This window comes from Streptomyces liangshanensis (genome assembly GCF_011694815.1).
GTDB classification, from domain to species: Bacteria; Actinomycetota; Actinomycetes; order Streptomycetales; family Streptomycetaceae; genus Streptomyces; species Streptomyces liangshanensis.
On sequence record NZ_CP050177.1, the window covers coordinates 5,515,877 to 5,539,466 of the forward strand.

At 72.2% G+C, this 23,590-nt stretch carries 21 protein-coding genes; 15 read left to right on the top strand and 6 right to left on the bottom strand.

The genetic code is table 11. The annotated features are described in order from the left end of the window. Positions 1-61: 61 nt before the first annotated feature. Both HA039_RS23950 and HA039_RS23955 read left to right on the top strand, forming a co-directional pair. Complete coding sequence (locus tag HA039_RS23950) at positions 62-553, top strand: GNAT family N-acetyltransferase (protein ID WP_167033278.1); 492 nt, start codon at positions 62-64, stop codon at positions 551-553. Between the two features lie 224 nt (positions 554-777). Beyond that, positions 778-2,544, top strand: coding sequence for a hypothetical protein (locus HA039_RS23955; protein ID WP_167033280.1), 1,767 nt, complete (start codon positions 778-780; stop codon positions 2,542-2,544). Here HA039_RS23955 and HA039_RS23960 read toward each other — a convergent pair. Further along, positions 2,531-3,346 carry a GntR family transcriptional regulator gene (locus HA039_RS23960; protein ID WP_167033282.1) on the bottom strand — a complete coding sequence of 272 codons (816 nt, stop codon included), beginning with the start codon at positions 3,344-3,346 and terminating at the stop codon, positions 2,531-2,533. The genes HA039_RS23955 and HA039_RS23960 overlap by 14 nt on opposite strands. A 367-nt stretch (positions 3,347-3,713) precedes the next feature. On the opposite strand from HA039_RS23960, the gene HA039_RS23965 reads away from it, so the two are divergent. The 7 genes from HA039_RS23965 (at position 3,714) to HA039_RS23995 (ending at position 13,286) form a co-directional block, all read left to right on the top strand. Continuing rightward, complete coding sequence (locus HA039_RS23965) at positions 3,714-4,880, top strand: ABC transporter substrate-binding protein (RefSeq protein ID WP_243869701.1); 1,167 nt, start codon at positions 3,714-3,716, stop codon at positions 4,878-4,880. Further along, entirely contained in the window at positions 4,880-5,773 is an 894-nt protein-coding gene (locus HA039_RS23970) for an ABC transporter permease (RefSeq protein WP_167033286.1), read from the top strand. The genes HA039_RS23965 and HA039_RS23970 overlap by 1 nt, the downstream gene beginning before the upstream one ends. Beyond that, positions 5,761-6,726, top strand: a complete 966-nt coding sequence (locus HA039_RS23975; protein WP_167033288.1) for an ABC transporter permease — start codon at positions 5,761-5,763, stop codon at positions 6,724-6,726. Before HA039_RS23970 ends, HA039_RS23975 begins: the two co-directional genes overlap by 13 nt. Before the next feature lie 2 nt (positions 6,727-6,728). Further along, entirely contained in the window at positions 6,729-7,841 is a 1,113-nt protein-coding gene (locus HA039_RS23980) for an ABC transporter ATP-binding protein (RefSeq protein WP_167033290.1), read from the top strand. Next, positions 7,838-8,629 carry an HAD family hydrolase gene (locus tag HA039_RS23985; protein WP_279592861.1) on the top strand — a complete coding sequence of 264 codons (792 nt, stop codon included), beginning with the start codon at positions 7,838-7,840 and terminating at the stop codon, positions 8,627-8,629. The genes HA039_RS23980 and HA039_RS23985 overlap by 4 nt, the downstream gene beginning before the upstream one ends. Positions 8,630-9,062: 433 nt before the next feature. Then, on the top strand, positions 9,063-11,714 hold the full coding sequence (gene ppdK, locus HA039_RS23990) for a pyruvate, phosphate dikinase (protein WP_243870245.1): 2,652 nt from the start codon (positions 9,063-9,065) through the stop codon (positions 11,712-11,714). Positions 11,715-12,248: 534 nt separating this feature from the next. Continuing rightward, positions 12,249-13,286: an ArsR/SmtB family transcription factor gene (locus HA039_RS23995; RefSeq protein ID WP_208298696.1), complete on the top strand. Its 1,038-nt coding sequence runs from the start codon at positions 12,249-12,251 to the stop codon at positions 13,284-13,286. Here the strand turns inward: HA039_RS23995 and HA039_RS24000 are convergent. Further along, positions 13,256-14,410 (bottom strand): alkaline phosphatase PhoX, encoded by a 1,155-nt coding sequence (locus HA039_RS24000; protein ID WP_167033294.1) that lies wholly within the window; start codon positions 14,408-14,410, stop codon positions 13,256-13,258. The genes HA039_RS23995 and HA039_RS24000 overlap by 31 nt on opposite strands. 260 nt (positions 14,411-14,670) lie before the next feature. On the opposite strand from HA039_RS24000, the gene HA039_RS24005 reads away from it, so the two are divergent. Then, entirely contained in the window at positions 14,671-16,323 is a 1,653-nt protein-coding gene (locus tag HA039_RS24005; protein ID WP_167037505.1) for a glycosyltransferase family A protein, read from the top strand. Positions 16,324-16,446: 123 nt separating this feature from the next. After that, positions 16,447-17,226 carry a sulfite exporter TauE/SafE family protein gene (locus HA039_RS24010; protein ID WP_167033296.1) on the top strand — a complete coding sequence of 260 codons (780 nt, stop codon included), beginning with the start codon at positions 16,447-16,449 and terminating at the stop codon, positions 17,224-17,226. A 37-nt stretch (positions 17,227-17,263) separates the two neighbouring features. On the opposite strand, the gene HA039_RS24015 is transcribed toward HA039_RS24010, so the two are convergent. Together HA039_RS24015 and HA039_RS24020 are read right to left on the bottom strand one after the other, a co-directional pair. Continuing rightward, positions 17,264-17,944 (bottom strand): class F sortase, encoded by a 681-nt coding sequence (locus tag HA039_RS24015; protein ID WP_167033298.1) that lies wholly within the window; start codon positions 17,942-17,944, stop codon positions 17,264-17,266. Positions 17,945-18,043: 99 nt separating this feature from the next. After that, positions 18,044-18,715, bottom strand: coding sequence for a hypothetical protein (locus tag HA039_RS24020; RefSeq protein WP_167021952.1), 672 nt, complete (start codon positions 18,713-18,715; stop codon positions 18,044-18,046). A gap of 286 nt (positions 18,716-19,001) precedes the next feature. Here HA039_RS24020 and HA039_RS24025 point away from each other — a divergent pair, with 286 nt between their 5' ends. After that, positions 19,002-19,721, top strand: a complete 720-nt coding sequence (locus HA039_RS24025) for a hypothetical protein (RefSeq protein WP_243869705.1) — start codon at positions 19,002-19,004, stop codon at positions 19,719-19,721. 10 nt (positions 19,722-19,731) lie between these two features. On the opposite strand, the gene HA039_RS24030 is transcribed toward HA039_RS24025, so the two are convergent. After that, a complete protein-coding gene (locus tag HA039_RS24030; protein WP_167033300.1) occupies positions 19,732-20,523 on the bottom strand; it encodes an aminotransferase class IV in 792 nt (263 codons plus the stop codon). 77 nt (positions 20,524-20,600) lie between these two features. Here HA039_RS24030 and HA039_RS24035 point away from each other — a divergent pair, with 77 nt between their 5' ends. From HA039_RS24035 to HA039_RS24045, 3 genes are all read left to right on the top strand, one after another. Continuing rightward, positions 20,601-21,311 (top strand): NADPH-dependent FMN reductase, encoded by a 711-nt coding sequence (locus tag HA039_RS24035; RefSeq protein WP_167033302.1) that lies wholly within the window; start codon positions 20,601-20,603, stop codon positions 21,309-21,311. Between the two features lie 122 nt (positions 21,312-21,433). Further along, positions 21,434-21,919: a gamma-glutamylcyclotransferase family protein gene (locus HA039_RS24040; protein WP_243869706.1), complete on the top strand. Its 486-nt coding sequence runs from the start codon at positions 21,434-21,436 to the stop codon at positions 21,917-21,919. A 43-nt stretch (positions 21,920-21,962) separates the two neighbouring features. Continuing rightward, the gene (locus tag HA039_RS24045) at positions 21,963-22,727 is read left to right on the top strand and encodes a class I SAM-dependent DNA methyltransferase (protein WP_167033304.1); all 765 of its coding nucleotides are present in this window, start codon (positions 21,963-21,965) and stop codon (positions 22,725-22,727) included. Between the two features lie 21 nt (positions 22,728-22,748). On the opposite strand, the gene HA039_RS24050 is transcribed toward HA039_RS24045, so the two are convergent. Further along, positions 22,749-23,510 (bottom strand): SanA/YdcF family protein, encoded by a 762-nt coding sequence (locus HA039_RS24050; RefSeq protein ID WP_167033306.1) that lies wholly within the window; start codon positions 23,508-23,510, stop codon positions 22,749-22,751. Between the last annotated feature and the right edge of the window lie 80 nt (positions 23,511-23,590).

Here is a 23,590-nt window from a genome sequence, read left to right on the forward strand (position 1 = left end):
GACGCGCCGTCCGTTCGCCGGCCTCGGAAAACCGCTTGATCCGCCCCTTTACGGTGGCCGCATGACGACAACTCTTCATCTGGCCGAGGTGACCGCCGCCAATCTGGAGGACGCGATCGGGGTGCGGGTCCTGCCCGATCAGGAGCATCTGGTCGCGCCGGTGGTGAAGTCCCTGGCGGAGGCGTACGTGCATCCGGGGGTTGCCTGGCCGCGGTTGATTCTGGACGGGGACCGGGTGGTCGGGTTCCTGATGGCGTTCTTCGACATCGACTTCGCCGGGGACGGCACCGGGAAGGACATCCGCTCGGGCCTGTGGCGCCTCAACATCGCCGCCGGGGAGCAGGGGCGGGGGTACGGCCGCTTCGCGGTCGAGTCCGTGGCCGCCGAGATCCGCCGCCGGGGCGGCACCCGGCTGACCGTCACCTGGCATCCCGGCGACGACGGCCCCGAGGGCTTTTACCTGGGGCTCGGGTTCCGGGCGACGGGGGAGACGAGCGGGGAGGAGAGCGTTGGGGAGTTGGAGTTGGAGTTGGGGTTGGAGGCGGGGCTGTAGTTGGGGCGGTAGTGGGGTTGCTGGGGTGGGTGGGGCTGGGGCGGGCTGAATTGGTTCGTCCGGTTCTGGTGGGGTCGGCGGGGATCCGGCCAGTGGGGTAGGGGTTTGCGTCAGATGTCCCTGAATGGTGATTCGGTGGTCGGCGGGCGGGACAGTGCTGTTGCCGGGTCCGTCGGCTTGTGGTCGGGGGCCGTCACCGAACGCCGAGCAAGGGAGTCCTGTCCGTGCCGTCCTTGTTGCACTACACCGTCGTCACCGATCCGACCTCGCTACCCGCGCCGCAGCCCGGAGCGCCCTCCGTGGGGGCGGTGTACGTGATCGTCTCCAACACCCACCAGTCCGAGGTGCGGTGGGAGTACATCGACGTGGAGATACCCGTCGGCAGCGGTCCGTCCGATCTGACGGACGATCCCGCGGTGATCATCGCGAGTGCCGACCCGGACTACACGGCCTGGCTGGAGCCGGTACCGGATTTCGGCTGGGACGCCGGCCTCGGGCGCTTCCGGGCCCGCCACCCGCAAGGGGGCCGGTTAACCCTGCCGTACGACCAGTCGTTGGTCCTCAAGCTGGAGGGCATACCGGTTTCCGGCGCGGCGGGGCTGGTCCGGGTGCGGGTGCTGGAGAAGTCCGGTGGCGGTGACGACAACGTACCGATGCGGCGGGACCATTTCACGACCACGCTCGGGTTGGTGAAGCAGGCCGCTCCGAGGATTCCGCGCAACTTCCGGCCGGACAGGAATTCGTTGGCGGATGTGGACGCGGGCGGCAACGTCATTCTGAAGTGGGACGGCCCCGACAACCTCGACTACTGGATTCGTGATCCCGAGGGCAACGAGACGGTGGTCGCGACGGCGGCCCAGGGGTCCCCGGTGACGCAGCAGGCCTACATGTGGTCGCCGATCGTCCCGCCGAAGCGGGGCACCACGTACACCCTGGTGGCGGGGACGCGCGGCCCGGGACAGCCCGAGCAGGGGTACTTCCTCACCACCACCGTTCACGCGCTGGTCCCCGAGTTCGGCAGCGGGACGCGTACGCCGTGGGTCGAGGGGACGGTGAACCAGGGTCGTATCACCTTCTCCGCGGACGGCGCGGAGATCCGTAACGGGAGCGGGGGATGGGGGACCGTCCACGCCGACAAGGCGGATGTGGACGGGGTCACTACGACGTGGGTGCGGGGGCGTGGTGCTGATGACGGCTGGATCGAGTTCCCGGAGACGGGGCTGAACGTCTTCCACGGGCAGCAGAAGGAGTGGGGTGTCGTCCACGCCGACAAGGCGGATGTGAACGGCGTCAATACCAAGTGGGTGCAGGGGCGGGGTGCTGACGACGGGCGGATCGAGTTTCCGGAGAGTGGGCTCGACGTCTTCCACGGGCAGGGGCGGGACTGGGGGGTCGTTCACGCCGACAAGGCGGACCTGAACGGTGTGAACACCAAGTGGGTGCAGGGGCGGGGTGCCGATGACGGGTGGATCGAGTTCCCCGGCACCGGGCTGAACGTCTTCCACGGGTCCGGGCGGGAGTGGGGGAACGTTCACGCCGACAAGGCCGACGTCAACGGCGTCAACACCAAGTGGGTGCAGGGGCGGGACACCGGTGACGGGTGGATCGACTTCCCGAAGTCCGGGGTACGGGTGTTCGCGGACGGGCAGGACGAGTGGGGCACGCTCAAGGCCGGCAAGGCCGATCTCGACGACCTGGTCACCGGTGAGGCCGTCGTGCGGGGGCACCTGGCCGTGGGCGGGGGGATGAAGCTGAGTCACGAGGGCGAGCCGCTCCTGCTCACCCTTCCCGACCGGATCGTGTTCCAGGGGATCAACGACTTCCAGAAGTGGGTGACCTTCGCGGACGGGTTGGCGGTCACGTACAGCAAGACCGGCTCCGTCTGGATCAGCAAGGCCGCCCAAGGCCTCATCGTGCGGGGTGACTTCCAGGTCGAGGGCGGCAACATCTCGGTGTCGAAGGGCAATCCGCCGCAGGTCAGGACCCTGTAGCCGAGGACGGTGACCCTGCCCCGGGGGACGGTGACCCCGCCCCCGGCGGCGGGGTCATGTCCGGGCCCGCCGTGCGGGCCAGGGGGGCCGCCGCCGCCGAGTTGGAGACGCTGAAGGCCACCGTACCGGCGCGGTAGCGGTCGTCCGTCCACTCGATCGTGCGGCCCGACGCCGTGTACGTCAGGTAGCGCTGGCGCAGGAGCGGGCTGCCCCGGCGGACCCGGAGGAGGCGGGCGTCCTCGCTGCCCGCCGCCACCGCGTCTATCAGGTGCTCGCCGTAGTGGGCCACGATGCCCGCGTTCTCCGCGATGCTGTTCATGATCGAGACGCAGTCGTCGGGCAACTCCCGTACGGCGGGGGCCACCCAGTCCGTGTACGCCGTGCGCTCCACCAGGACCGGTTCGCCGTCCAGCCGTCTCAGCCGCAGCACGTGCAGCACCTCGGCGCCCGGGGTGGTCCCGAGCCGGGACGCCTCCTCCGGGTTCGCGGGGCGCGTCACGCGGCTCAGGATCAGGCTGGACGGTTCGCGTCCCATCGCGTGCGCCCACTGCGCGAAGCTGTTCAACTGCTGGAAGCTGTGGCGCAGTTCCTGGCGCAGTACGACACGTCTCGCGCCCTGCCGGGAGCCGATCAGGCCCTCCTGGGCGAGCAGGCCCACCGCCTGCCGTACCGTGCCGCGCGACGCGGACCACCGGGCCGCGAGGTCGCTCTCCGACGGCAGCCGGGCCCCCACCGGATGCTCACCCGCCAGGATCGCCTGCCTCAGCGCCTCCGCGATCTCCAGATAGCGCGAACTCGGCACGCCTGCCCCCTCGGTCGGTCGGTCGTTCGTTCACGGGCTGCCGATGGTCGGTCGGCCGGCCCGGCTGGTTGAGTCGGACGGTGGAACCCAACTGTGCGCAGGTGCACCTACCCGTCGCCCGCCTGGTCTTCACTCTAACCGCACGTGAAACGTGTGTGTCCAGGGAGGAGATGGCGTGAAAGGTCACGGATGGTGCCGCCCGAGCGGCCGTACGCGGCCGTGATCAGGTCGTTATGGGCATATGTGTCTTCCTCGGGCCGTGTGGTCATGGCCACCGGTCGTTCACGCACCGGACACCTGGGCCGTGCGAACTGATGCCAGCTTGTATGAACAAGTGAGACCACCCTCGCTCCCCGGGAGACACAGCGTGACCCGACTCCGCGTCCGTCCCCACGGCAGGCTGATAGCCGCCGTGGCGCTCAGCACCGCCGCGCTCACCGCGCTCACCGCCTGTGGTGCCAAGTCCGACACCGCCGACGCCAAGACCGCCGGCGGCGTCAAGGCCTCGGCCGCCACCTCCGTGGCCGACTTCGGCACCATGGACGACCTTGTCGCCGCCGCCAAGAAGGAGGGGACGCTCAACGCGATCGCCCTCCCGCCGGACTGGGCGAACTACGGCGAGATCATCAAGGCCTTCGAGGCCAAGTACAAGATCACGATCAAGAACGAGACCCCGGACGCCGCCAGCGCCGACGAGATCAACGCGATCAAGTCCCGCAAGGGCCAGGACCGCGCCCCCGACGTCGTCGACCTCGGTGTCCCGTTCAACCAGAGCGGCGCCGAGGAAGGCCTCTTCGCGCCGTACAAGGTCGCCTCGTACGACAAGATCCCGGCCTCCCAGAAGGACGCCCAGGCCCGCTGGTACAACGACTACGGCGGCTACATCTCCATCGGCTGCGACGCCTCGCGCATCAAGGTCTGCCCCACGACCTTCGCGGACCTCCTCAAGCCCGAGTACAAGGGCAAGGTCGCCCTCAACGGCAACCCGAACAAGTCCGGCTCGGCCTTCGGCGGCGTCTACGCGGCCGCCCTCGCCAACGGTGGCTCCTTCACGGACATCCAGCCCGGCATCGACTTCTTCGGCAAGCTGAAGAAGAGCGGCAACTTCATCCCCGTCGAGTCCACCCCGGCCACGGTCGAGAAGGGCGAGACGCCCATCTCCATCGACTGGGACTACCTGAACGCCAGCTACTCCGGCGAGTTCAAGTCCAAGGGCCTCGACTGGAAGGTCGCCGTCCCGACGGACGGCGTCTACGCCCAGTACTACTCCCAGGCCATCAACAAGGACGCGCCGCACCCGGCCGCCGCCCGCCTGTGGATGGAGTACCTGTACAGCGCCGAGGGCCAGAACCTCTGGCTCAAGGGCTTCGCCCGCCCGGTCCTGCTGCCCTCGATGACCGCCGACGGCACCGTCGACAAGTCCCTCGTCGCCAACCTCCCGCAGGTCTCCGGCACGCCGACCTTCCCCAAGTCCACGGACCTCGACAGCGTCAAGGCCGTCCTCGCCAAGAACTGGGACAAGGCCGTCTCCTGATGTCCACCCAGACCCTGCCCGCACCGGGCGCCGCCGACGGCACACGCCGTCGGCGGCGGGCGCCGCGCGCCTGGCTCGGTACGCTGCCGCTGCTCGTGTTCGCCGGACTCTGCTTCGGACTGCCCGTCGGCGCCCTGCTGTACGGGGCCGTCACGCACAAGGAGCCGGGCCGGGCCACCTCGCTGACCGGCGAGAACATCACCACGACCCTCCACGGGGCCTACCTCAACTCGCTCACGGGAAGCGTGGAGCTGTCCGCGCTCACCGCCCTCGTCGGCACCGTCCTCGGCATGCTCATCGCCCAGGCCGTCGTCACCTCGCGCGGCGGAGCGCTCCGGGAGTCCGTCCTCACCGCGTCCGGCGTGCTCGCCAACTTCGGCGGCATCCCGCTCGCCTTCGCGTTCGTCGCCACCCTCGGGATCTCCGGTGTGGTCACCCAGCTCGTGCACCTCGACACGCTCGGCTGGAACCTCTACTCCTTCACCGGCCTGTCCGTGATCTACCTCTACTTCCTGGTCCCGCTGATGGTCCTGATCAGCGTCCCCGCGCTGGACGGGCTGCGCCCCCAGTGGCGCGAGGCCGCGCAGAACGCCGGCGCCACCGACGGGCAGTTCTGGCGCCACGTCGGCCTGCCGGTCCTCGCGCCCACCCTGCTCGGCGGGTTCGTGCTGCTCTTCGGCAGCGCCTTCGCCGCGTACGCCACCGCCGCCGCGCTGGTCGGCGGTTCCGTACCGCTCGTCACCCTCAAGATCGCGGACGCGCTGTCCGGCAACGTCCAGGTCGGCCAGGAGAACGTGGCGCTCGCGCTGAGCCTCGACATGATCGTGATCGCCGGCCTGGTCATGGCGGTCTATCTGCCCCTCCAGCGACGGAGCACCCGATGGCTGCACTGACCCCCACCGCGAGCGCCGCCCCGCACGACAGCACCCCGAAGGACGGGAGCCGTACGGTACGGGCCCGCCGCCCCCGCCGCCGTGTCTGGCGCGGTGTCGTCCTCGGCCTCGCGGGCGTCTACTTCGTCGTCCCGCTGCTCGCCTCGTTCGTCTTCACCGTCCACACCCCCGGACAGGGCGTCTCGTTCGACGCGTACACCGGCATCCTGTCCGCCGACGGCTTCACCCAGAGCCTGTTCCTCTCCCTGGGCCTGGCCGCCGCGACCATCGCCCTCGTCCTGCTGCTGACCGTGCCGGCCCTGATCGCGGTACGGCTCGGCGCGCCCCGGCTGCGGTCCGTCGTCGAGGTCGTCTGCATGCTGCCCCTGGTGGTGCCGCCGATCGCGCTGGTCAGCGGCATCACGACCGTGCTGCGCTGGGGCCCGGACCACCTGTCCACCACCCCGCTCTACCAGACGTTCATCGCCGTCCAGAACGAGTCGTTCCCGCTGATGCTCGTCTTCGCGTACACCGTGCTGGCGCTGCCGTTCGTCTACCGCTCCCTGGACGCGGGGCTGAGCGCCATCAACGTCACGACCCTCGTGGAGGCCGCCCGCAACTGCGGCGCCCGGGTCCCGTACACCGTCCTGCGTGTCATCCTGCCCAACCTGCGCTCCGCGCTCGCCAGCGCCTCCTTCCTCACCCTGGCGCTGGTGCTCGGCGAGTACACCATCGCCGCGCTGCTCGGATTCCGGCCCTTCGCGGTGTGGATCGTCTCCATCTCCGGTTCCGAGGCGCAGACTTCGGTCGCGGTGTCCCTGCTCAGCCTGCTGATCACCTGGCTCCTGCTGCTGGTGCTCTCCCGCGTGGGGGCCCGCACCGGGGGCGGCGCCGGAGCGGCCACCGCCGGTTCCGCGGCCGGCGCGCCGTCCGCCTCGTCCACCCCGTCCGCCTCGTCCGCCGCCAAGGAGTAGCCATGTCATCCACGTCCACCGCGACCGCAGAGCGGCCCGGGGAGCCGGCCGCTCCCGGAGCCCTGGTCGAATTCCGCGGCCTGCGCCGGGAGTTCGGCCCCACCGTCGCCCTCGACGGGCTCGACCTGACGGCCAGGCCGGGCGAACTGCTCGCGCTGCTCGGCCCGTCCGGCTGCGGCAAGACCACCGCCCTGCGGGTCCTCGCCGGCTTCGAGCACCCGGACGCGGGCGAGGTGCTCGTGGACGGCAAGGACATCACCGAGGTGCCGGCCAACCGGCGCGACGCGGGCATGGTGTTCCAGTCGTACAGCCTCTTCCCGCACCTCAACGCCCGCGACAACGTGGCCTTCGGCCTGCGGGTACGGAAGGTGTCGACCGCCGAGCGCCACCGGCGCGCCGACGAACTCCTCGAACTGGTCGGCCTGCCCACGCACGCCGCCCGCTTCCCGCACCAGATGTCCGGCGGCCAGCAGCAGCGCGTGGCGCTCGCCCGCGCGCTGGCCCTGCGCCCGCGGGTCCTGCTGCTCGACGAGCCGCTGTCGGCGCTCGACGCCAAGGTCCGGCTCTCGCTGCGCGAGGAGATCCGCCGGCTCCAGCTGTCGCTGGGCATCACCACCATCTTCGTGACGCACGACCAGGAGGAGGCGCTGTCCATGGCCGACCGGGTGGCCGTGCTCAACGCGGGGAAGCTGGAGCAGTGCGCGGCACCCTCCGAGCTGTACGAGCGGCCCGCGACGGCGTTCGTCGCGGAGTTCGTCGGCACCATGAACCGGCTGCCCGGACGGCTCACCGACGGCGGCCGGGTCGAGGTCGCCGGCAGTGTCCTGCCCGTGGACGGCGAGATCCCGGCCGGCCGGGACGTGGAGGTCCTGCTCCGCCCGGAGAACGTCACCGCGACGGCGGACCCGGACGGCACGGCCACGGTCGTCTCCGCGTCCTTCTTCGGCTCGGTCACCCGCGTCCTGCTCGACCTGCCCGGCGGCGGCACGGTGAAGGCCGACCTGGCCTCGCGCGACGCCGGCGAGCTGGTCCCCGGGGTACGGGCGTCCGTGCGCCCCGCCGACCGCCCGGTCCTCGTCGTGGCGGCCACCCCGGCTGCCGGGCAGGCCGCGTGAGCGCCCCGGTCCCACCACCCCCCGCGCCGTCGGCGCCCGCCTCCCTCCCCGCCGCCGTGCTGTTCGACATGGACGGCACCCTCGTCGACACCGAGGTGCTCTGGTGGGAGACGGCCGCCGAGGTCGCGGCGGGACTCGGCCACCGGCTCGGCGACGCCGACGCGCCCGAGGTCGTGGGGCGGGCCGTCCAGGACACCGCCGCCCATCTCGTCCGGGTGGCGGGCACCGGTGACGCCGGGCGCGTCGCGGACGAGCTGGCCGGGTCGTTCTTCCGGCGCGTCGAGGAGGGCGCCCCGCTGCGCCCCGGCGCCCAGCGGCTGCTGGCCGGGCTGGAGCGCGCCGGGGTGCCGTTCGCCCTGGTGAGCGCGTCGCCGCGGGCCGTCGTGGACTCCGTGGTCGCGGGGGCGCTCGCCGACGTGTGCTTCGCCTTCACGCTCTCGGCCGACGACACCGTACGGACCAAGCCGCACCCCGACCCGTACCGCGAGGCGGCCGACCGCCTCGGTGTGGCGCCCGGGGTGTGCGTGGCGGTGGAGGACTCGCCCGACGGCAGCGCCTCGGCGCAGGCGGCCGGGTGCGCGGTGCTGGTGGTGCCGTCGCTGCTGCCGGTGCCCCCGGCGGAGGGGCGGTACTTCGCCGAGAGCCTGGAGGACGTGGACCTGGCGGTGCTGCGCGCCTGCGTGAACGGCCCGCTCGCCGACCCGCGCACGGACCTTCCCGCCGGCCCTCGTACCGACGCTCCTACGGGCCCTCCCGCAGACCCTCGGGGGAGACCCGCGGCGGAGTGATTCTTGCCACGTTTGATGCGGCTCGCGCTCAGAGGAGCGGGATCATGGTCGCCGCGTGTGGCTGTACTTCCCAAAGGGGTGGCACCCCGTGCCACCCCTTTCGCCTTCACTTCCTCAACTCAAACGACGCCCTACCTGCTCGCATGAGCGGAAAGGGTCATGGGCGGGTCATGCCCGTTTCGGAGTGTGAAGGAGCGCGAGCGGGGGCGTCTTCCGCCGCGCGCTTTCGATCTGCTGGCGGACGGGTGGTTAAAGCCGTACGACGCTCAGGTGGACGTACCCCCGCACCTTCGATCTGGGTATGTTCCCTCCACGTCAAGGCAGCCACCGCGTCGTCGAGGAGTCGAGACCCGTGTCGGAAAACGAAGATCACCCCGAGCAGGGCGAGCGCGCGGAGAAGTACGTCTACGACTTCACCGAGGGCAACAAGGACATGAAGGGCCTCCTCGGCGGCAAGGGTGCCAACCTCGCCGAGATGACCAACCTCGGGCTGCCCGTCCCCCCGGGCTTCACCATCACCACCAGGGCGTGCAACGTCTACCTCGACAGCGGTACGGAACCGGCCGCCCTGCGCGACGAGGTGAGCGCCCATCTCGACGCCCTGGAGCGGCGGATGGGCAAGCGGCTCGGGCAGTCCGACGACCCGCTGCTCGTGTCCGTACGCTCCGGCGCCAAGTTCTCGATGCCCGGCATGATGGACACCGTCCTCAACGTCGGGCTCTCCGACCACTCGGTCGCCGGGCTCGCCGAGCAGTCGGGGGACGAACGCTTCGCGTGGGACTCGTACCGCCGGCTGATCCAGATGTTCGGCGCGACCGTCCTCGGCGTCGACGGGCACCTCTTCGAGGAGGCGCTCGACGAGGTCAAGCACGCCGAGCAGGCCGCCACGGACGTGGATCTGGACGCCGGGGACCTCGAGAAGCTCGTCGAGCGGTTCAAGCGGATCGTCTCCGACGAGACCGGGCGCGACTTCCCGCAGGACCCCCGGGAGCAGCTGGACCTCGCGATCCGCTCGGTGTTCGACTCCTGGAACACCGACCGCGCCAAGCTCTACCGCCGCCAGGAGCGCATCCCCGGCGACCTCGGCACAGCCGTCACCGTCTGCTCGATGGTCTTCGGCAACCTCGGCCCCGACTCGGGCACGGGCGTGGCCTTCACGCGGGACCCGGCCAGCGGGCACCAGGGCGTGTACGGCGACTACCTCCAGAACGCGCAGGGCGAGGACGTCGTCGCGGGCATCCGCAACACCGTGCCCCTCGCCGAGCTGGAGGCCGTCGACAAGACGTCGTACGACCGGCTGATGGCGATCATGGAGACCCTGGAGACGCACTACCGGGACCTGTGCGACATCGAGTTCACCATCGAGCGCGGGCAGTTGTGGATGCTCCAGACCCGCGTCGGCAAGCGCACGGCGGGCGCCGCCTTCCGGATCGCCACGCAGCTCGTGGACCAGGGGCTGATCGACGAGTCCGAGGCGCTCCAGCGGGTCAACGGCGCCCAGTTGGCGCAGCTGATGTTCCCGCGCTTCGCGGAGGACTCGAAGGGCGAGCTGCTGGGGCGCGGGATCGCCGCCTCGCCCGGCGCGGCCGTCGGCAAGGCCGTCTTCGACTCGTACACCGCGATCAAGTGGTCCCGCTCGGGCGAGAAGGTCATCCTGATCCGCCGGGAGACCAACCCCGACGACCTGGAGGGCATGATCGCCGCCGAGGGCATCCTGACCTCGCGGGGCGGCAAGACCTCGCACGCCGCGGTGGTGGCCCGGGGCATGGGCAAGACCTGCGTGTGCGGGGCCGAGGAGCTGGAGGTCGACACCAAACGCCGCCGGATGACGGCCGGTTCGCTGGTCATCGAGGAAGGGGACGTCGTCTCCATCGACGGCTCGACCGGCAAGGTCTACCGGGGCGAGGTGCCCGTCGTCCCGTCGCCGGTGGTCGAGTACTTCGAGGGCCGCATGCACGCGGGCGCCGAGGAGGCCGGCGAACTGGTCGAGGCCGTCCACCGGATGATGGCGTACGCGGACCGGCGCCGCCGGCTGCGGGTGCGCGCCAACGCCGACAACGCGGAGGACGCCCTGCGCGCCCGCCGCTTCGGCGCCCAGGGCATCGGCCTGTGCCGGACGGAGCACATGTTCCTCGGCGAGCGCAGGACGATGGTCGAGAAGCTCATCCTGGCGGACACCGACGAGGAACGGGACCAGGCGCTGGGGGCGTTGCTGCCGCTCCAGAAGAAGGACTTCGTGGAGCTGTTCGAGGCGATGGACGGACTGCCCGTCACCGTAAGGCTGCTGGACCCGCCGCTGCACGAATTCCTCCCCGACATCACGGAGTTGTCGGTACGGGTCGCGCTCGCCGAGGCGCGGCAGGACCACAACGAGAACGACCTGCGGCTCCTCCAGGCCGTCCACAAGCTCCACGAGCAGAACCCGATGCTCGGACTGCGCGGGGTACGGCTCGGGCTGGTCATCCCCGGTCTGTTCGCCATGCAGGTACGGGCCATCGCGGAGGCGGCGGCCGCGCGGACCCTCGCCAAGGGCGACCCGCGCGCCGAGATCATGATCCCGCTGGTCGGGACGGTCCAGGAGCTGGAGATCGTCCGGGACGAGGCGCTGCTGGTCATCGCCGAGGTCGAGCGGGCCACCGGGGTCGGACTGCCGCTGGCGCTGGGCACGATGATCGAGCTGCCGCGCGCCGCGCTCACGGCGGGTCAGATCGCCGAGGCGGCCGAGTTCTTCTCGTTCGGTACGAACGACCTCACCCAGACGGTCTGGGGATTCTCCCGCGACGACGTCGAGGCGAGCTTCTTCACGGCGTACCTGGAGAAGGGCATCTTCGGGGTGTCCCCGTTCGAGACGATCGACCGGGACGGCGTCGGCGCGCTCGTCCGCAGCGCGTGCGAGGCCGGCCGCGCCACGCGTCCCGGTCTCAAGCTGGGCGTCTGCGGCGAGCACGGCGGCGACCCGGAGTCGGTGCACTTCTTCCACGAAGTGGGCCTGGACTACGTGTCCTGCTCGCCGTTCCGTATCCCCGTGGCCCGCCTCGAAGCGGGCCGCGCGGCGGCCTCGTCGGCCGGGAGCGACTCCCGGTAACGGCCGCGCGGACCGGCGACGGCCGCGCGTACACACCACCCCAGGACACCGGAACCGTCCTTCGGTTCACCCGACCCTCGCCGACCCGGGGGGCGGTTCCGGGGCACAGAGAAGGGGCGGGCGTCCCGTGCGGGAGACGCCCGCCCCTTCGTCATGCCCGCACTTCCTCGTCATGGTCGCGTCATGTTTCTCCGCCGGCGCGGTGAATTATTGAGGAACCATGGAAATAGAACAGCGGGCGGGGCGCGACCCGCGGATCCCCACCCACGGACCGCGCCCCATTACCCGGGCCGGACATGGAGCCGCAACCGCGAACGACCGCCGCCGAGCGCAGAAAGCCCCCCACGGCCTTCACTGCGCTTTACGCTCGTTCAGGTTTCATGCCCGACGAGGTATAGCTTTTCGCCTGGGACCACACCTCCGCGATAGGTTTCAACTGTGGCTGAAACTCCGTGGTGACCGCCTGTGATGGCGTGCATACTCGGTGGTGGGGATAATTGCGGATGCAACCAGCGGTGAACGGGTGGGATTTGAGTGCTGCGTATTCATTTCACGGGGAAGGATCTAGGAGGGGTCCGGATGGCCGCGGGACCCGACCCCCTGTGGGAAACGATTCTCAGCTTTCATCGAATACGGGATCGGCGCGGCCCGCTCGTCTTCGGAGAATGGCGCACGGAAACCCGCGCCCGGTTGAATGGCGAAACACGCCTGCTCTCCGCACTGGTCCCCCAGCGCGGCTATTTCCCCGATTTCCTGACCCCGGCCGAGGGGCGGGACGGCCTCGACGCGGGCCTGGAGGCCCTGCGCGCCACCACCCCCGAGCGCATCCGCGCCGAACTGGCCCTGCTCGCCGCGGGCCGGGGCGCGCGCAAGGCCCGCCCGGCCCGCAAGGCCCCCACCGGGATCGCCGACCTCGCCGAGGGTGAACCGGCCCCGCTGGCCCGGCTCGTGGAGGTGCTGCGCGCCTACCACCGGGCCGCCGTCGAGCCGTACTGGCCGCACATCAGGGCGAGGGCCGACGCCGACCGCGCGCTGCGCGGCCGGGCCCTGCTCGACGGGGGCACGGACGAACTGCTCGCCTCGCTCCCGCCGATGCTGCGCTGGCGCGCCCCTGTTCTGGAGGCGGACTACCCGGTCGAGCGCGAACTGCATCTGGACGGGCGGGGGTTAGTACTCCAACCGTCGTTCTTCTGCCGCAGTACGCCGGTGGTCCTCCACGACCCGGCGCTGCCGCCCGTCCTCGTCTACCCCGTCACGCACTCCGACGTACCGGTGCCGCACGAACGGCCCGGCGCCCGTCTCTCGCTCGGCCGGCTCGTCGGCCACACCCGGTCCGCCGTCCTGGAAGCCATCGAGCACGGCTGCACGACCAGCGAACTGGCCCGCAGGACCGCCGTGTCCCTCGCCTCCGCGAGCCAGCACGCCTCGGTCCTGCGGGAAGCGGGCCTCGTCGTCACCCTGCGGCACGGCAGCTCCGTGCTGCACACCCTGACCCCGCTCGGCGCCGCCCTCCTGGCGGGCGGCGCCTCGGCGGACGCGTACTACGCCCGGAACGGGCCCGTCACCTCGTAGGTGATGCCGCCCGACGAACTCCCGCTCGTGCCCCGCTGGCTGGAGAAGTACAGCCGCCGGCCGTCGGGGGAGAAGGCGGGCCCGGTGATCTCCGACGCGGACTGCCCGCCGACCCGCAGGAACGGCGCGACGACGTCGTCCGGCGTGATCACGCAGATCTCCAGGTTCCCGCCGTCCTCCGCCACGAACAGGTCCCCGGAGGCCGACCCGGTCACGTTGTCGACCCCGGTGAGCGGCGCCGTACCGGACACCAGCGAGTCGTCGTAGGCGAGTTCGAGGGTCGAGGCGGCCGCGTTGTACTGCCAGACGCGGTTGTCGCCCTTGGTGGTGAACCAGCACGTGTCGTTCGCGTAGTAGCAGCCCTCGCCGCCGTTGAACCGCTTGGCGCCCGACACCTGGTTACGGGTGGCGGTGGCGCCGCTCGGGTCGGGCACCGTCCGCCAGGTGACCGGCCCGCTGGTGGCCGTACCCGCCACGAGCACCTCCAGGCGACCCGCGGACAGGTCACCCCAGGTGGTCGGGGTGAAGCGGTAGAAGCAGCCGTCGGTGGTGTCCTCGGTGAGGTAGATCGTCCGCCGTACGGGGTCGGCCGCGGCGGCCTCGTGCTTGAACCGGCCCATCGCGTCCCGCCGCACCGCCGCGTTCACGCCCCACGGGTCGGTCTCGTACACGTAGCCGCGGTCCACCTCCTCGCAGGAGAGCCAGGTGTTCCACGGGGTCTTGCCGCCCGCGCAGTTCTGGTGCGTCCCGGAGAGGATCCGGTACGCGCCGGTGATCGCCCCGGCCGAGGAGAAGCGGACCGCGCCCGCGCCGCCCGACGGGTCGATCTCCGAGTTCGACACGTAGATCCAGCCCGTGCCGTCCGCGTAGCAGGCGCCGCCGTCGGGCGCGTTGTGCCAGGTGTACGCCGTACCGGCCACCTTCTGGCCGGACCGCGCGATCACCCGGCTGGTGAACCCGGCGGGCAGCCGGATGTTGTTGGCGTCCGCCGCGCCGAGGGCCCCGTAGGGCCCGGCGCCCGGCTGGGCGGGGGCGGCGAGGGCCGCGCCGCGCCACAAGGTGCCGCCGAGGGCGGCGGCCGACGTGCCGATGACGGCTCCGCGCAGGAAACTGCGACGTTCCACTGGTCGCTCCATGGGGGTCGTGACCGCCCCACACCACCGGCCGGCGACGCGGGGTCGCACGACGGTGGAGCTTAGGAGACCCGAATGGCCGTGTGCTGAACGGGAGTTGAGCTGGAGCTGTCGCGTGCGGCCGGCCCGGCCGGGGAGCCGGGCCGCGCGGCGGGAGGCCGGGGCCGTACAACTTCTTGCCAACTACAAGTGTCTGGGAGGGAAACGAATCATGTCCTGTGGGGGGAATCTTGATCAAGGTAAGCGTCGTGGTGCCGATCTACAACGCCGGTGCGTACATCGAGCGTTGCGCGCCCTCGCTCGTCAACCAGAGCCTCGGGGCGGACGCGTACGAGGTCCTGTACGTCGACGACGGATCGACCGACGACTCGGCCGAACGCCTCCAACGGCTGGCCGCCGCGCACGCGCACGTCCGGGTCCACCGGCAGGAGAACTCCGGCTGGCCGGGCAAGCCGCGCAACGAGGGGATCGACCGCGCCAGGGGGAAGTACGTCCAGTTCGTCGACCAGGACGACGAGTTGTCGTACGAGGCGCTGGAACGGCTCTACGCCCTGGCGGAACGCAACCACTCCGACATCGTGCTGGGCAAGATCCACGGGACGATGCAGGGACCCAGCAACGTGTTCAAGCGGACGGTCGACCGGTGCACCGCCGCCGACGCGCCGCTCTTCGAGAGCCTGACCCCGCACAAGATGTTCCGCAGGGAGTTCCTGCGCGAGCACGGGATCCGCTTCCCGGAGGGGCGGGTCAGGCTGGAGGACCAGTTGTTCATGGCGCGCACCTACGTGCGGGCCAAGACCGTCTCGATACTCGGCAGTTACCCCTGCTACCAGTGGAACAGGCGGGAGGACGGCGGGAACAACAGCAGCCGCCGGATCACCGCCGACGACTACTACGGCCACCTCGACAAGGTCGTGGAGGCGATCAAGGAGGGCACGCCCCCGGGCGACCTCCAGGACCGCCTGCTCCGCCGCTCGTTCCGGGTGGAACTGCTGCGGCCGGTGAGCGAACCCCGCGTCCTGCGCCGCACCGGCAAGGACCTGGAGGAGTACTACACCACCGTCCGCCGGATGGCGATGACCAGCTATCCGCCCGGGGTGCGCGACGGCCTCCCGGCGATCAGCCGGCTGCGGGCGGAGCTGCTGGTCCAGGACCGGCTGGACTCCCTGGTCGAACTCGCCCGCCGCACCGAGAAGATCAAGGCGCGGGTCGAGGTGGACGACATGCGCTGGCGCAACGGCAAGCTGGTGATCAGGACCCGCGTCGGCATGGTCCGGGCCGACGGCGAACCGCTGACCGTCGTGGAGCGCGGCGGCCGGACGCTGCTCGACCCCGAACTCCTTGACGGCATCGGGGGAGCGGAGGACTGGGAGGTCCCCGACCCCTTCTCGTACGCGTACGGCGAACTCATCGTCCACGACACCGCCAACAACCAATGGTGGTACCCCGAAGGGGAGTTGGCGCCGACCCTGGAACCCCTCGGCGGAGGCCGCCACCGGGTCGTGGTCGCCGGCGAGACGGTCGTCGACCCGCTGACCCTCGCGGGCGGCGCGCCCATGACCCCCGGCACCCACCAGGTCTGGGTCAGCGCCCAACTGCTCGGCGTCGGCCGCCGCCCCCGGCTGACCCCGGCCCCGGGCCGCTCCCGCATCCTGCTCGGCACCGTCGCCGTCGGCGCGCCCCCGCGCCTCGTCCTCCCCGCCTGGGGCGGGCCGGGCGGCCAACTCCGGCTCGACGTCAGCGGCGCGAGCCGGATCGGCACCACCCGCCGCCTCCTGCTCCGTACCGCCGCCGACCACCGCTTCCGCCACGGCGTCCGCGGGGTGCTGCGGCGCCTGCCGCGCGGGGCGAGCCGCAACATCCGCGCGGCCGCGCGCCAGGCCGACCGCTGGATGCTGCGGTAGCGGGCGGGCCCCGGTTGGGCAGGGCCCTTCCCGGCGGGGCGGGGCCTTTCCCGGCGGGGCGGGGGAGGGTCTCGCCCGACCCGCCGGGGAAAGGGCTCCCACCTGCGTCGTAAGGTCGCGGGCGTGCCCGACATATCGATGACCACGCTGCTCCTGCTCTGCCTCGCCGCCGCCGGGGCGGGCTGGATCGACGCGGTGGTGGGCGGGGGCGGGCTGCTGCTCCTGCCCGCCATGCTGCTCGGGCTGCCGCACGTCCCGGCCGCGCACATCCTCGGCACCAACAAGGCCGTCGCGATCGTCGGCACGTCGGGGGCGGCCGTGACGTACCTCAGGAAGGCCCCGGTCGACGTGCGGACCGCCGTCAGGATCGGGGGCGCGGCGCTGGTCGGCTCGATGACGGGGGCGTTCTTCGCGGCCGGGATCAGCAGTGACGTGCTGCGGCCCGTGATCATGGTGGTGCTGCTGGGGGTGGCGGCCTTCGTGATGCTGCGGCCCGCGTTCGGCCGCGCGGAGGGCGGGGGGCCGGTCACCCGGCGCCGCACCGTCACCGCGATCGTCCTGGTCGGCGGCGGGATCGGCTTCTACGACGGGCTCTTCGGGCCCGGTACGGGAACGTTCCTGGTGCTGGCCCTGACCGCCGTCCTCCACCTGGACCTGGTGACCGCGTCCGCCACGGCGAAGATCGTGAACGTCTGCACCAACGCCGGGGCGCTCGCGATGTTCGCGTACCAGGGCACGGTGATGTGGCAACTGGCCGGGCTGATGGCGGTGTTCAACCTGGCGGGCGGGATGTTCGGGGCGCGGATGGCGCTCAGGAAGGGCAGCGAGTTCGTGCGGGGGGTGCTGCTGGTGGTGGTGTTCTCGCTGGTGGCGAAGCTGGCGTTCGACCAGTGGACGGGGTGAGCGGGCCGGGGGCGGGGTGAGTGGCTCGCGGGCAAGGTCAGCGGGTGCCGGTCAGGTGGGCGTACGCCACGACGTTGCCCCGGTAGCCCGTTCCCTCCGTGTAGCCGCCGCCGCAGGTGATCAGCCGCAGCTCGGCCCCGGCGGCCGCTCCGTACACCTTGCGGTCGGGGAAGTCCTCGTTCCGGTGGACCTCGACGGCGTCGACCGTGAACACCGCCGTACGGCCGTCGCGCCGGGTCACCTCGATCCGGTGGCCCTTCCTCAGCGAGCCCAGGGCGTAGAAGACGGCGGGTCCGCGCGCGTTGTCGACATGACCGGCGACGATCGCGGTGCCCCGGGCGCCGGGGGGAGGGCCTTCGCGGTACCACCCGGCGAGGTTCGCGTTCGAGGCCGGCGGCACCTCCAGGCTGCCGTCCGCCCTCAGGCCCAGGTCGGTCAGCGGGGTGTCGACGCCGATCGCGGGGACGCGCAGCCGTACGGGGGCGGAGGGGGCGAGGGGCGGCGCGGTCCGTTGCGGGCCGGGCGAACTCCGGTTCGGCTCCCGCCGGTTCCCTTCGGTCCGCGGGGACTTCTGGTACGGGCCCGGGCCGGCCGCGAAGGCCTCGGAGGGCGGCGGCGCGGGCGGGGTGACCGGTTCGGAGCCGGTCCTGATGAGCCAGACCCCGGCGAAGGCGGCGATCACCAGCAGCCAGGCCTGGCCCTTGACCTGCGTGCTCATGGCGGGGCCTCCGGAGGAAGGGCCCCCGCCCCCGTCAGCGATGAGCGTGACGGGGGCGGGGACGAGGACGGGGGTACGGGGCGGTGGAGACCGGCCCCGTCAGCCGCCCTGCGCGCCGCTCGCCCGGCGGCGCAGGAGCGTGACCCCGCCGACGGCGGCCGCGGCCAGAACGGCCGCGCCCACCGCGATCTGGGTGGTGTCGGGGGCGATGCTGCCGCCGACCCCGGTGTTCACATGGCCCCGGGGCGTCCGGCCGTCCGGGTCGTGGCCCTCCCGGCCCTGCCCGTCGCGCCCGTGGCCCCAGCCCGGCTTCCCGCCGTCCGGGTCGTGGCGGCCGGGGTCGTCCCGGCCCGGGTCGTGGCCGCCGGGCTCCTTGCCGTACGCGTCCTTGCCGTACGGGTCGTCGCCGCCCGGGCCGACGCCCGGCGTGCCCAGGTCTCCCAGGGCGCTCGGGTCGCCGAGGGCACTCGGGTCGGCCGGCGTGCTCCCGGGGGCTTGCGCGTCCTGGTCGGGCCGGTCGAGGTCGGCGAGGGTGTCGCCGGTGGTTGTGGTGCCGTTCTCGCACGCCACGGGGGTGCCCAACGTACCGAGGGGTTCGGCGATCCCTGACGCTGCCGTACCGGCGTCCCGCGTGTCCGGGGCCGCGCAGGGCGCGGCCGGCGCGGACTGGGCCGTACCGCTCGCGAAGGCGGCCGCCGCTCCTCCCGCCGTCAGTACGGTCGCGGCGGCCGCCAGCGCGGTGCCGGTGAGCAGGCGGGCGGTGGTGCGCATGACGGGCCTCCGGAGCGGGGCGGACGATCTGGCGGGGCGGTCTGGTGGGACGGCCTGGTGGGGCCTTCTCCTCCGAGGTAAGGCGCAGCCCGGCCCGCACGCCTGCTGATGGCCGATCAGATTCGCCGTACACGGACCGTCACCCTCGCGCCCGGAGGGGCGTTGTCGCAGGTCATACGGGAGCCCCCGCCTCCTCGCCGCCCCGGCGGCCCGCCCGCGCCGAACGGGTGACGCCACGCCCCTTACTCGCGTGCGGCGCGTCCCCCGGGCTGACACCCTGAGTTCGATGAACGCATCCGACATGACCTCGCCCAGCGCCACCGCCGCCCGGAACAACGCCGACTGGTGCGCGTCCGTCTCCCGGTCCCACGGGATCTCCGGGACCTTCGGCGAGAGGGCGTGGTGGAGCCCGCGCAGGACGCCGCCGTACTACCCGGACGCCGTGACGCTGCGCCCCGACGCGCTCCCCGACGACTTCCTCCCGTCGGTGGACACGGGGGCGCCCGGGTGCTCGGTCAAGGACAGCTTCGCCACGCTGGACCTGGCCCCGGACGGCTTCACCACGATCGTGGACGCGCGCTGGATCCACCGTCCGGCCGACCGGCCCGTGCCCGAGTGGCCGGGACTGCCCGCCGAACGTGTCCTGACCGGCGACCGGCTCGCCGAGTGGCAGACCGCGTGGGCGGGCGGCGAGGACACCCCCGACGTGTTCCGGCCCGTCCTGCTGGACGACCCGACCGTGCTGGTGCTGGCCTTCCGGGACGGGGACGACCTCGCCGGGGGTGTGGTCCTGAACGAGACGGCGGGGGTGGTCGGCGTCTCCAACCTCTTCGCCGTCGAGGGCGCCGCGGTCGCCGACGTCTGGTCCTCGGCGGTGACCGCCGCCGCCGACTACCACCCGGGCCTGGCGCTCGTCGGGTACGAACAGGGCGACGACCTCACGCCCGCGCTCGGCATCGGCTTCGACGCGCTGGGGCCGCTGAGGATCTGGCTGCGCACGTCGTGACGCGGGGCGCTCAGAGGAGGTCCCCCTCCACCGCCTCGTACACCTCCGTCACCGTCTTGAGCAGTCCCGGTTCGCCCGGGAACTCCGTCGCGTCGATCCGGGAGACCGGCGCGATGCCGCGGGAGTTGGTGACGAAGGCCGCCCGGAAGCCGGGGAGGTGCGCGAGGGTCACCTCCCGCCGTACCGACGGCAGTCCGGCGGCGGGCAGCCGGGACTCCAGTACGGCCATGGTGATGCCGACCAGCACCGGCGCGTCCGGCCAGACGAGTGACGTGCCGTCCCAGAAGCAGATGTTGGCGACGGCGCCCTCCGCCACCACCCCGCCGTCCCCGGTGAGGAGCGCGCTGTCGTAGCCCGCGCGGACCGCGAGGCGGCCGTGGTGGACCTGGCCGAAGTCCCCGATGCGCTTGAGGTGCGGGGCGGTCCGCCGGTACGGGACGGACATCAGGGCCACGGGCCGCGCCTCGACCGGGTCGGCGGGCGGCCGCACGGTCACCATGATCGTCGCGTCCGCCGCCGCCTCGGGCCACTGGACGTGGACCCTGGCCGAGGCGTCCCGTACGCCGTCGAGCGCGTGGCGGAGCAGGGCCCGTACCCGCTCCCCGTCCAGACCCGCGCCGAACATCTCCCGCGTGGCGGAGTCCAGCCGGGCCAGGTGGAGCGCGAGGCCGCGCACCCGGCCGTCCCTGACCTGCATGGCGGTGAAGTGCCCGTAGTGGTCCAACGCGCGGAAGCGCAGCCCCTCCTCGGTGGCGGGCCGGCCGTCGATCTCGATGAGCGGATGTGCCGCGGAGAACGTCATGCGTCCACGGTAGGACGCCGCGTGTCCCGCACGTCCCGCTTGACCTCAACCAAGGTTCAGGGACAAGGCTCCTTCTCATGGACCTCAACACGGCACAGCCCGCCGCCCCGGAATCCACCTCCGCCCTCGAATCCACCTCCGCCCTCGAATCCACCTCCGCCCTCGAATCCACCTCCGCCCCCGAATCAGGCGCCGCGCCCGAACCCGCCGTCGCCCCTCTGAAGCTCGCCGTCATCCTCGGCAGCACCCGCGAGGGGCGCTTCGGCCCCGTCGTCGCCGACTGGTTCCTGAGCCGGACCGACCGGCACGCCGGCTTCTCCGCCGACCTGGTCGACCTCGCCGACGTGGAGCTGCCGTCCGCGCTGTCCTTCCGCCCCGGACCCGCGGCGCAGGCCCAACTGGCCAAGGTCAGCCCCCGGTTGGCGGAGGCCGACGCGTTCGTGGTGATCACCCCCGAGTACAACCACTCCTTCCCCGCCGCCCTCAAGTCCCTGATCGACTGGCACTACGGCGAGTGGCAGGCCAAGCCCGTCGGGTTCGTCTCGTACGGGGGAATCTCCGGCGGTCTGCGGGCCGTCGAGCAACTGCGCCAGGTCTTCGCGGAGATGCACGCGGTGACCGTCCGGGACACGGTCTCCTTCCACCACGCGGGCACCCACTTCGACGACGAGGGCAGGCACAGGGATCCGTCCGCCGCCGAGAACGCCGCCACCGCGATGCTCGACCAGCTCGCGTGGTGGGGCCTGGCCCTGCGGGACGCCAAGTCCGCCCGCCCGTACGGGAGCTGAGGGACCACGCGGGCACTCCTGTCCGGAGGCCCGGGGGCCGGCGGATGCGGTAGAACTGCCGGTGGGGAGGGTGACGGTCCCGTCCCCGCGGGCCCCGCCGCCGCCCCGAAGGAGCCGTCCGCGTGTCCCTGCCCGACCACCACCGGGGCGGAGAGCTGCCCTTCTTCGTGTACGGCACCCTGCGGCCGGGTGAGGACAACCACGCCCTCTTCCTGCGCGGCCGCACCACCCGGGAGGAGCCGGCCCGCCTGGAGGGCGCGGCGCTCTACGACGGCCCCGGCTACCCGTACGCGATCGAGACGCCGGGCGGGGCGATCGTCGGCGAGATCGTCTCGGCGCTGCCGGGTCCGGGGTCGGGGCCGGTTTCGGCCCCGGGGGAGGCGTACCGCGAACTGCTCTCCGTCCTGGACGAGTTGGAGGAGTACCGGGCACCCGGCGACCCCCGCAACCTGTACGAGCGGGTGCCGCGTGACGTGCGGCGCGCGGACGGCACCACGGTCACGGCGTGGGTGTACTTCGCCGCGCCGCGGGTGGCCCGCGAACTGAGGGCGGCGGGCCGTCCGATCGCGGGCGGCGACTGGATCGCCCACGTCACCGGCGGCCGTTAATCCTGTCGACAGTGCCCCTCGGCAGGCGGCAGAGTGATGGCCCGTGACGAGTAGTGACCTGTGGAGCCGCGAGACCGCCGAACGTTACGACGCCGGGGAGACCGAGACGTCCTCGCCCGCCGTTCTCGGACCGACCGTCGACTTCCTGGCCGGACTGGCCGGGGACGGCCGGGCCCTGGAGTTCGCCATCGGGACCGGGCGGGTGGGTGTCCCGCTCCGGGAACGCGGTGTGCCGGTCGTGGGCATCGAACTGTCCGAGCACATGGCGGCGGTCCTGCGGCGCAAGGTCGACGAGGACACGCTGCCGGTGACCATCGGGGACATGGCCACGACCGTCGTCCCCGGCGGATTCACCCTGGTCTACCTCGTCTACAACACCATCTCGAACCTGCTCACGCAGGACGAACAGGTCGAGTGCTTCCGCAACGCCGCCCGCCACCTGGAGCCCGGCGGCCGGTTTGTCATCGAGCTGGGTGTACCGCCGCTGCGCTTCCTGCCGCCCGGCCAGGTCGCGGTGCCCTTCGACGTCTCCGAACGCCACCTCGGCTTCGACACCTTCGACCTGGTCGAACAGCTCCTCGTCTCCCACCACTTCTCCCGCGAGGGCGACGGCGACGGTGAGGACAACGGCGGCGCCGGCCACTACCGCCGCGCCGAGTCCCGCCACCGGTACGCCTGGCCGGCGGAGCTGGACCTGATGGCCCGGATCGCGGGGCTCGAACGGGAGCGCCGTGTGGCGGACTGGGACGGGTCCCCTTTCACCGAGGATTCCGGCAAGCACATCTCCGTGTGGCGCAAGCCGGCCTGAGCGGACCCGGGACGCGGACCTCTACCGCGCCGACCCCGACCCGGATCCGGACGCCGCTCCCGAACCCGCCCCGGACCCCAGGGCCTTGGTCACGCCCGTCTCCCTCGGCCCGAGGAAGTGGGGGTCCGGCCGCAGAGCGGCGTCCACCGCCGCCTTGCCGGCCGCGAAGACCTCCCGTACCCCGCCGTAGTACCAGGTCACGTCGTGTCGCTCGTCGACCCCGACCCCGTACGAGTCGATCCCGGCGGAATCGCAGAGCGCCACCGCCCGCCGGACATGGAAGCCCTGCGTGACCAGCACCGCCCGGTCGACCCCGAATATCTTCTTGGCCCGCGCGCAGGAGTCCCAGGTGTCGAACCCGGCGTAGTCACTGACGATGTGCCCGTCCGGCACGCCGTGCCCGGTCAGGTACGTGCGCATCGCGTCCGGCTCGTCGTACTCCACGCGGCTGTTGTCGCCCGTGACCAGCACGACCCGTACCTTGCCCGTGCGGTACAACTCGGCCGCCGCGTCGAGACGGTGCGCCAGGTACGGCGTCGGCCGGCCGTCCCACAACCCGGCGCCGAACACGACGGCGACGTCGTGCGCCGGGACGTCCGCGACCGTACGGATCCGGCTGTCGGCGGCCAGGTGCATCCAGGTCGCGGGTGCCAGCGCGAGCACACACCCCACCACCACGCCTTGCACGGCCCGCCGTTGACCCCGCCGGGTGCGGGGCAGGCGGGGCAGACGCAGCAAGCGCGGCAGACGTGGCAGGCGGCGTGGCGGCTTCGGCGGTGGCATGGGTCTCCCTGACTGGATCGTGCGGGGCGTGCCCGCGTCCGGGTGGCGGGCGCGGGCGTGTGTTCCCCTTCCTTGAGGAC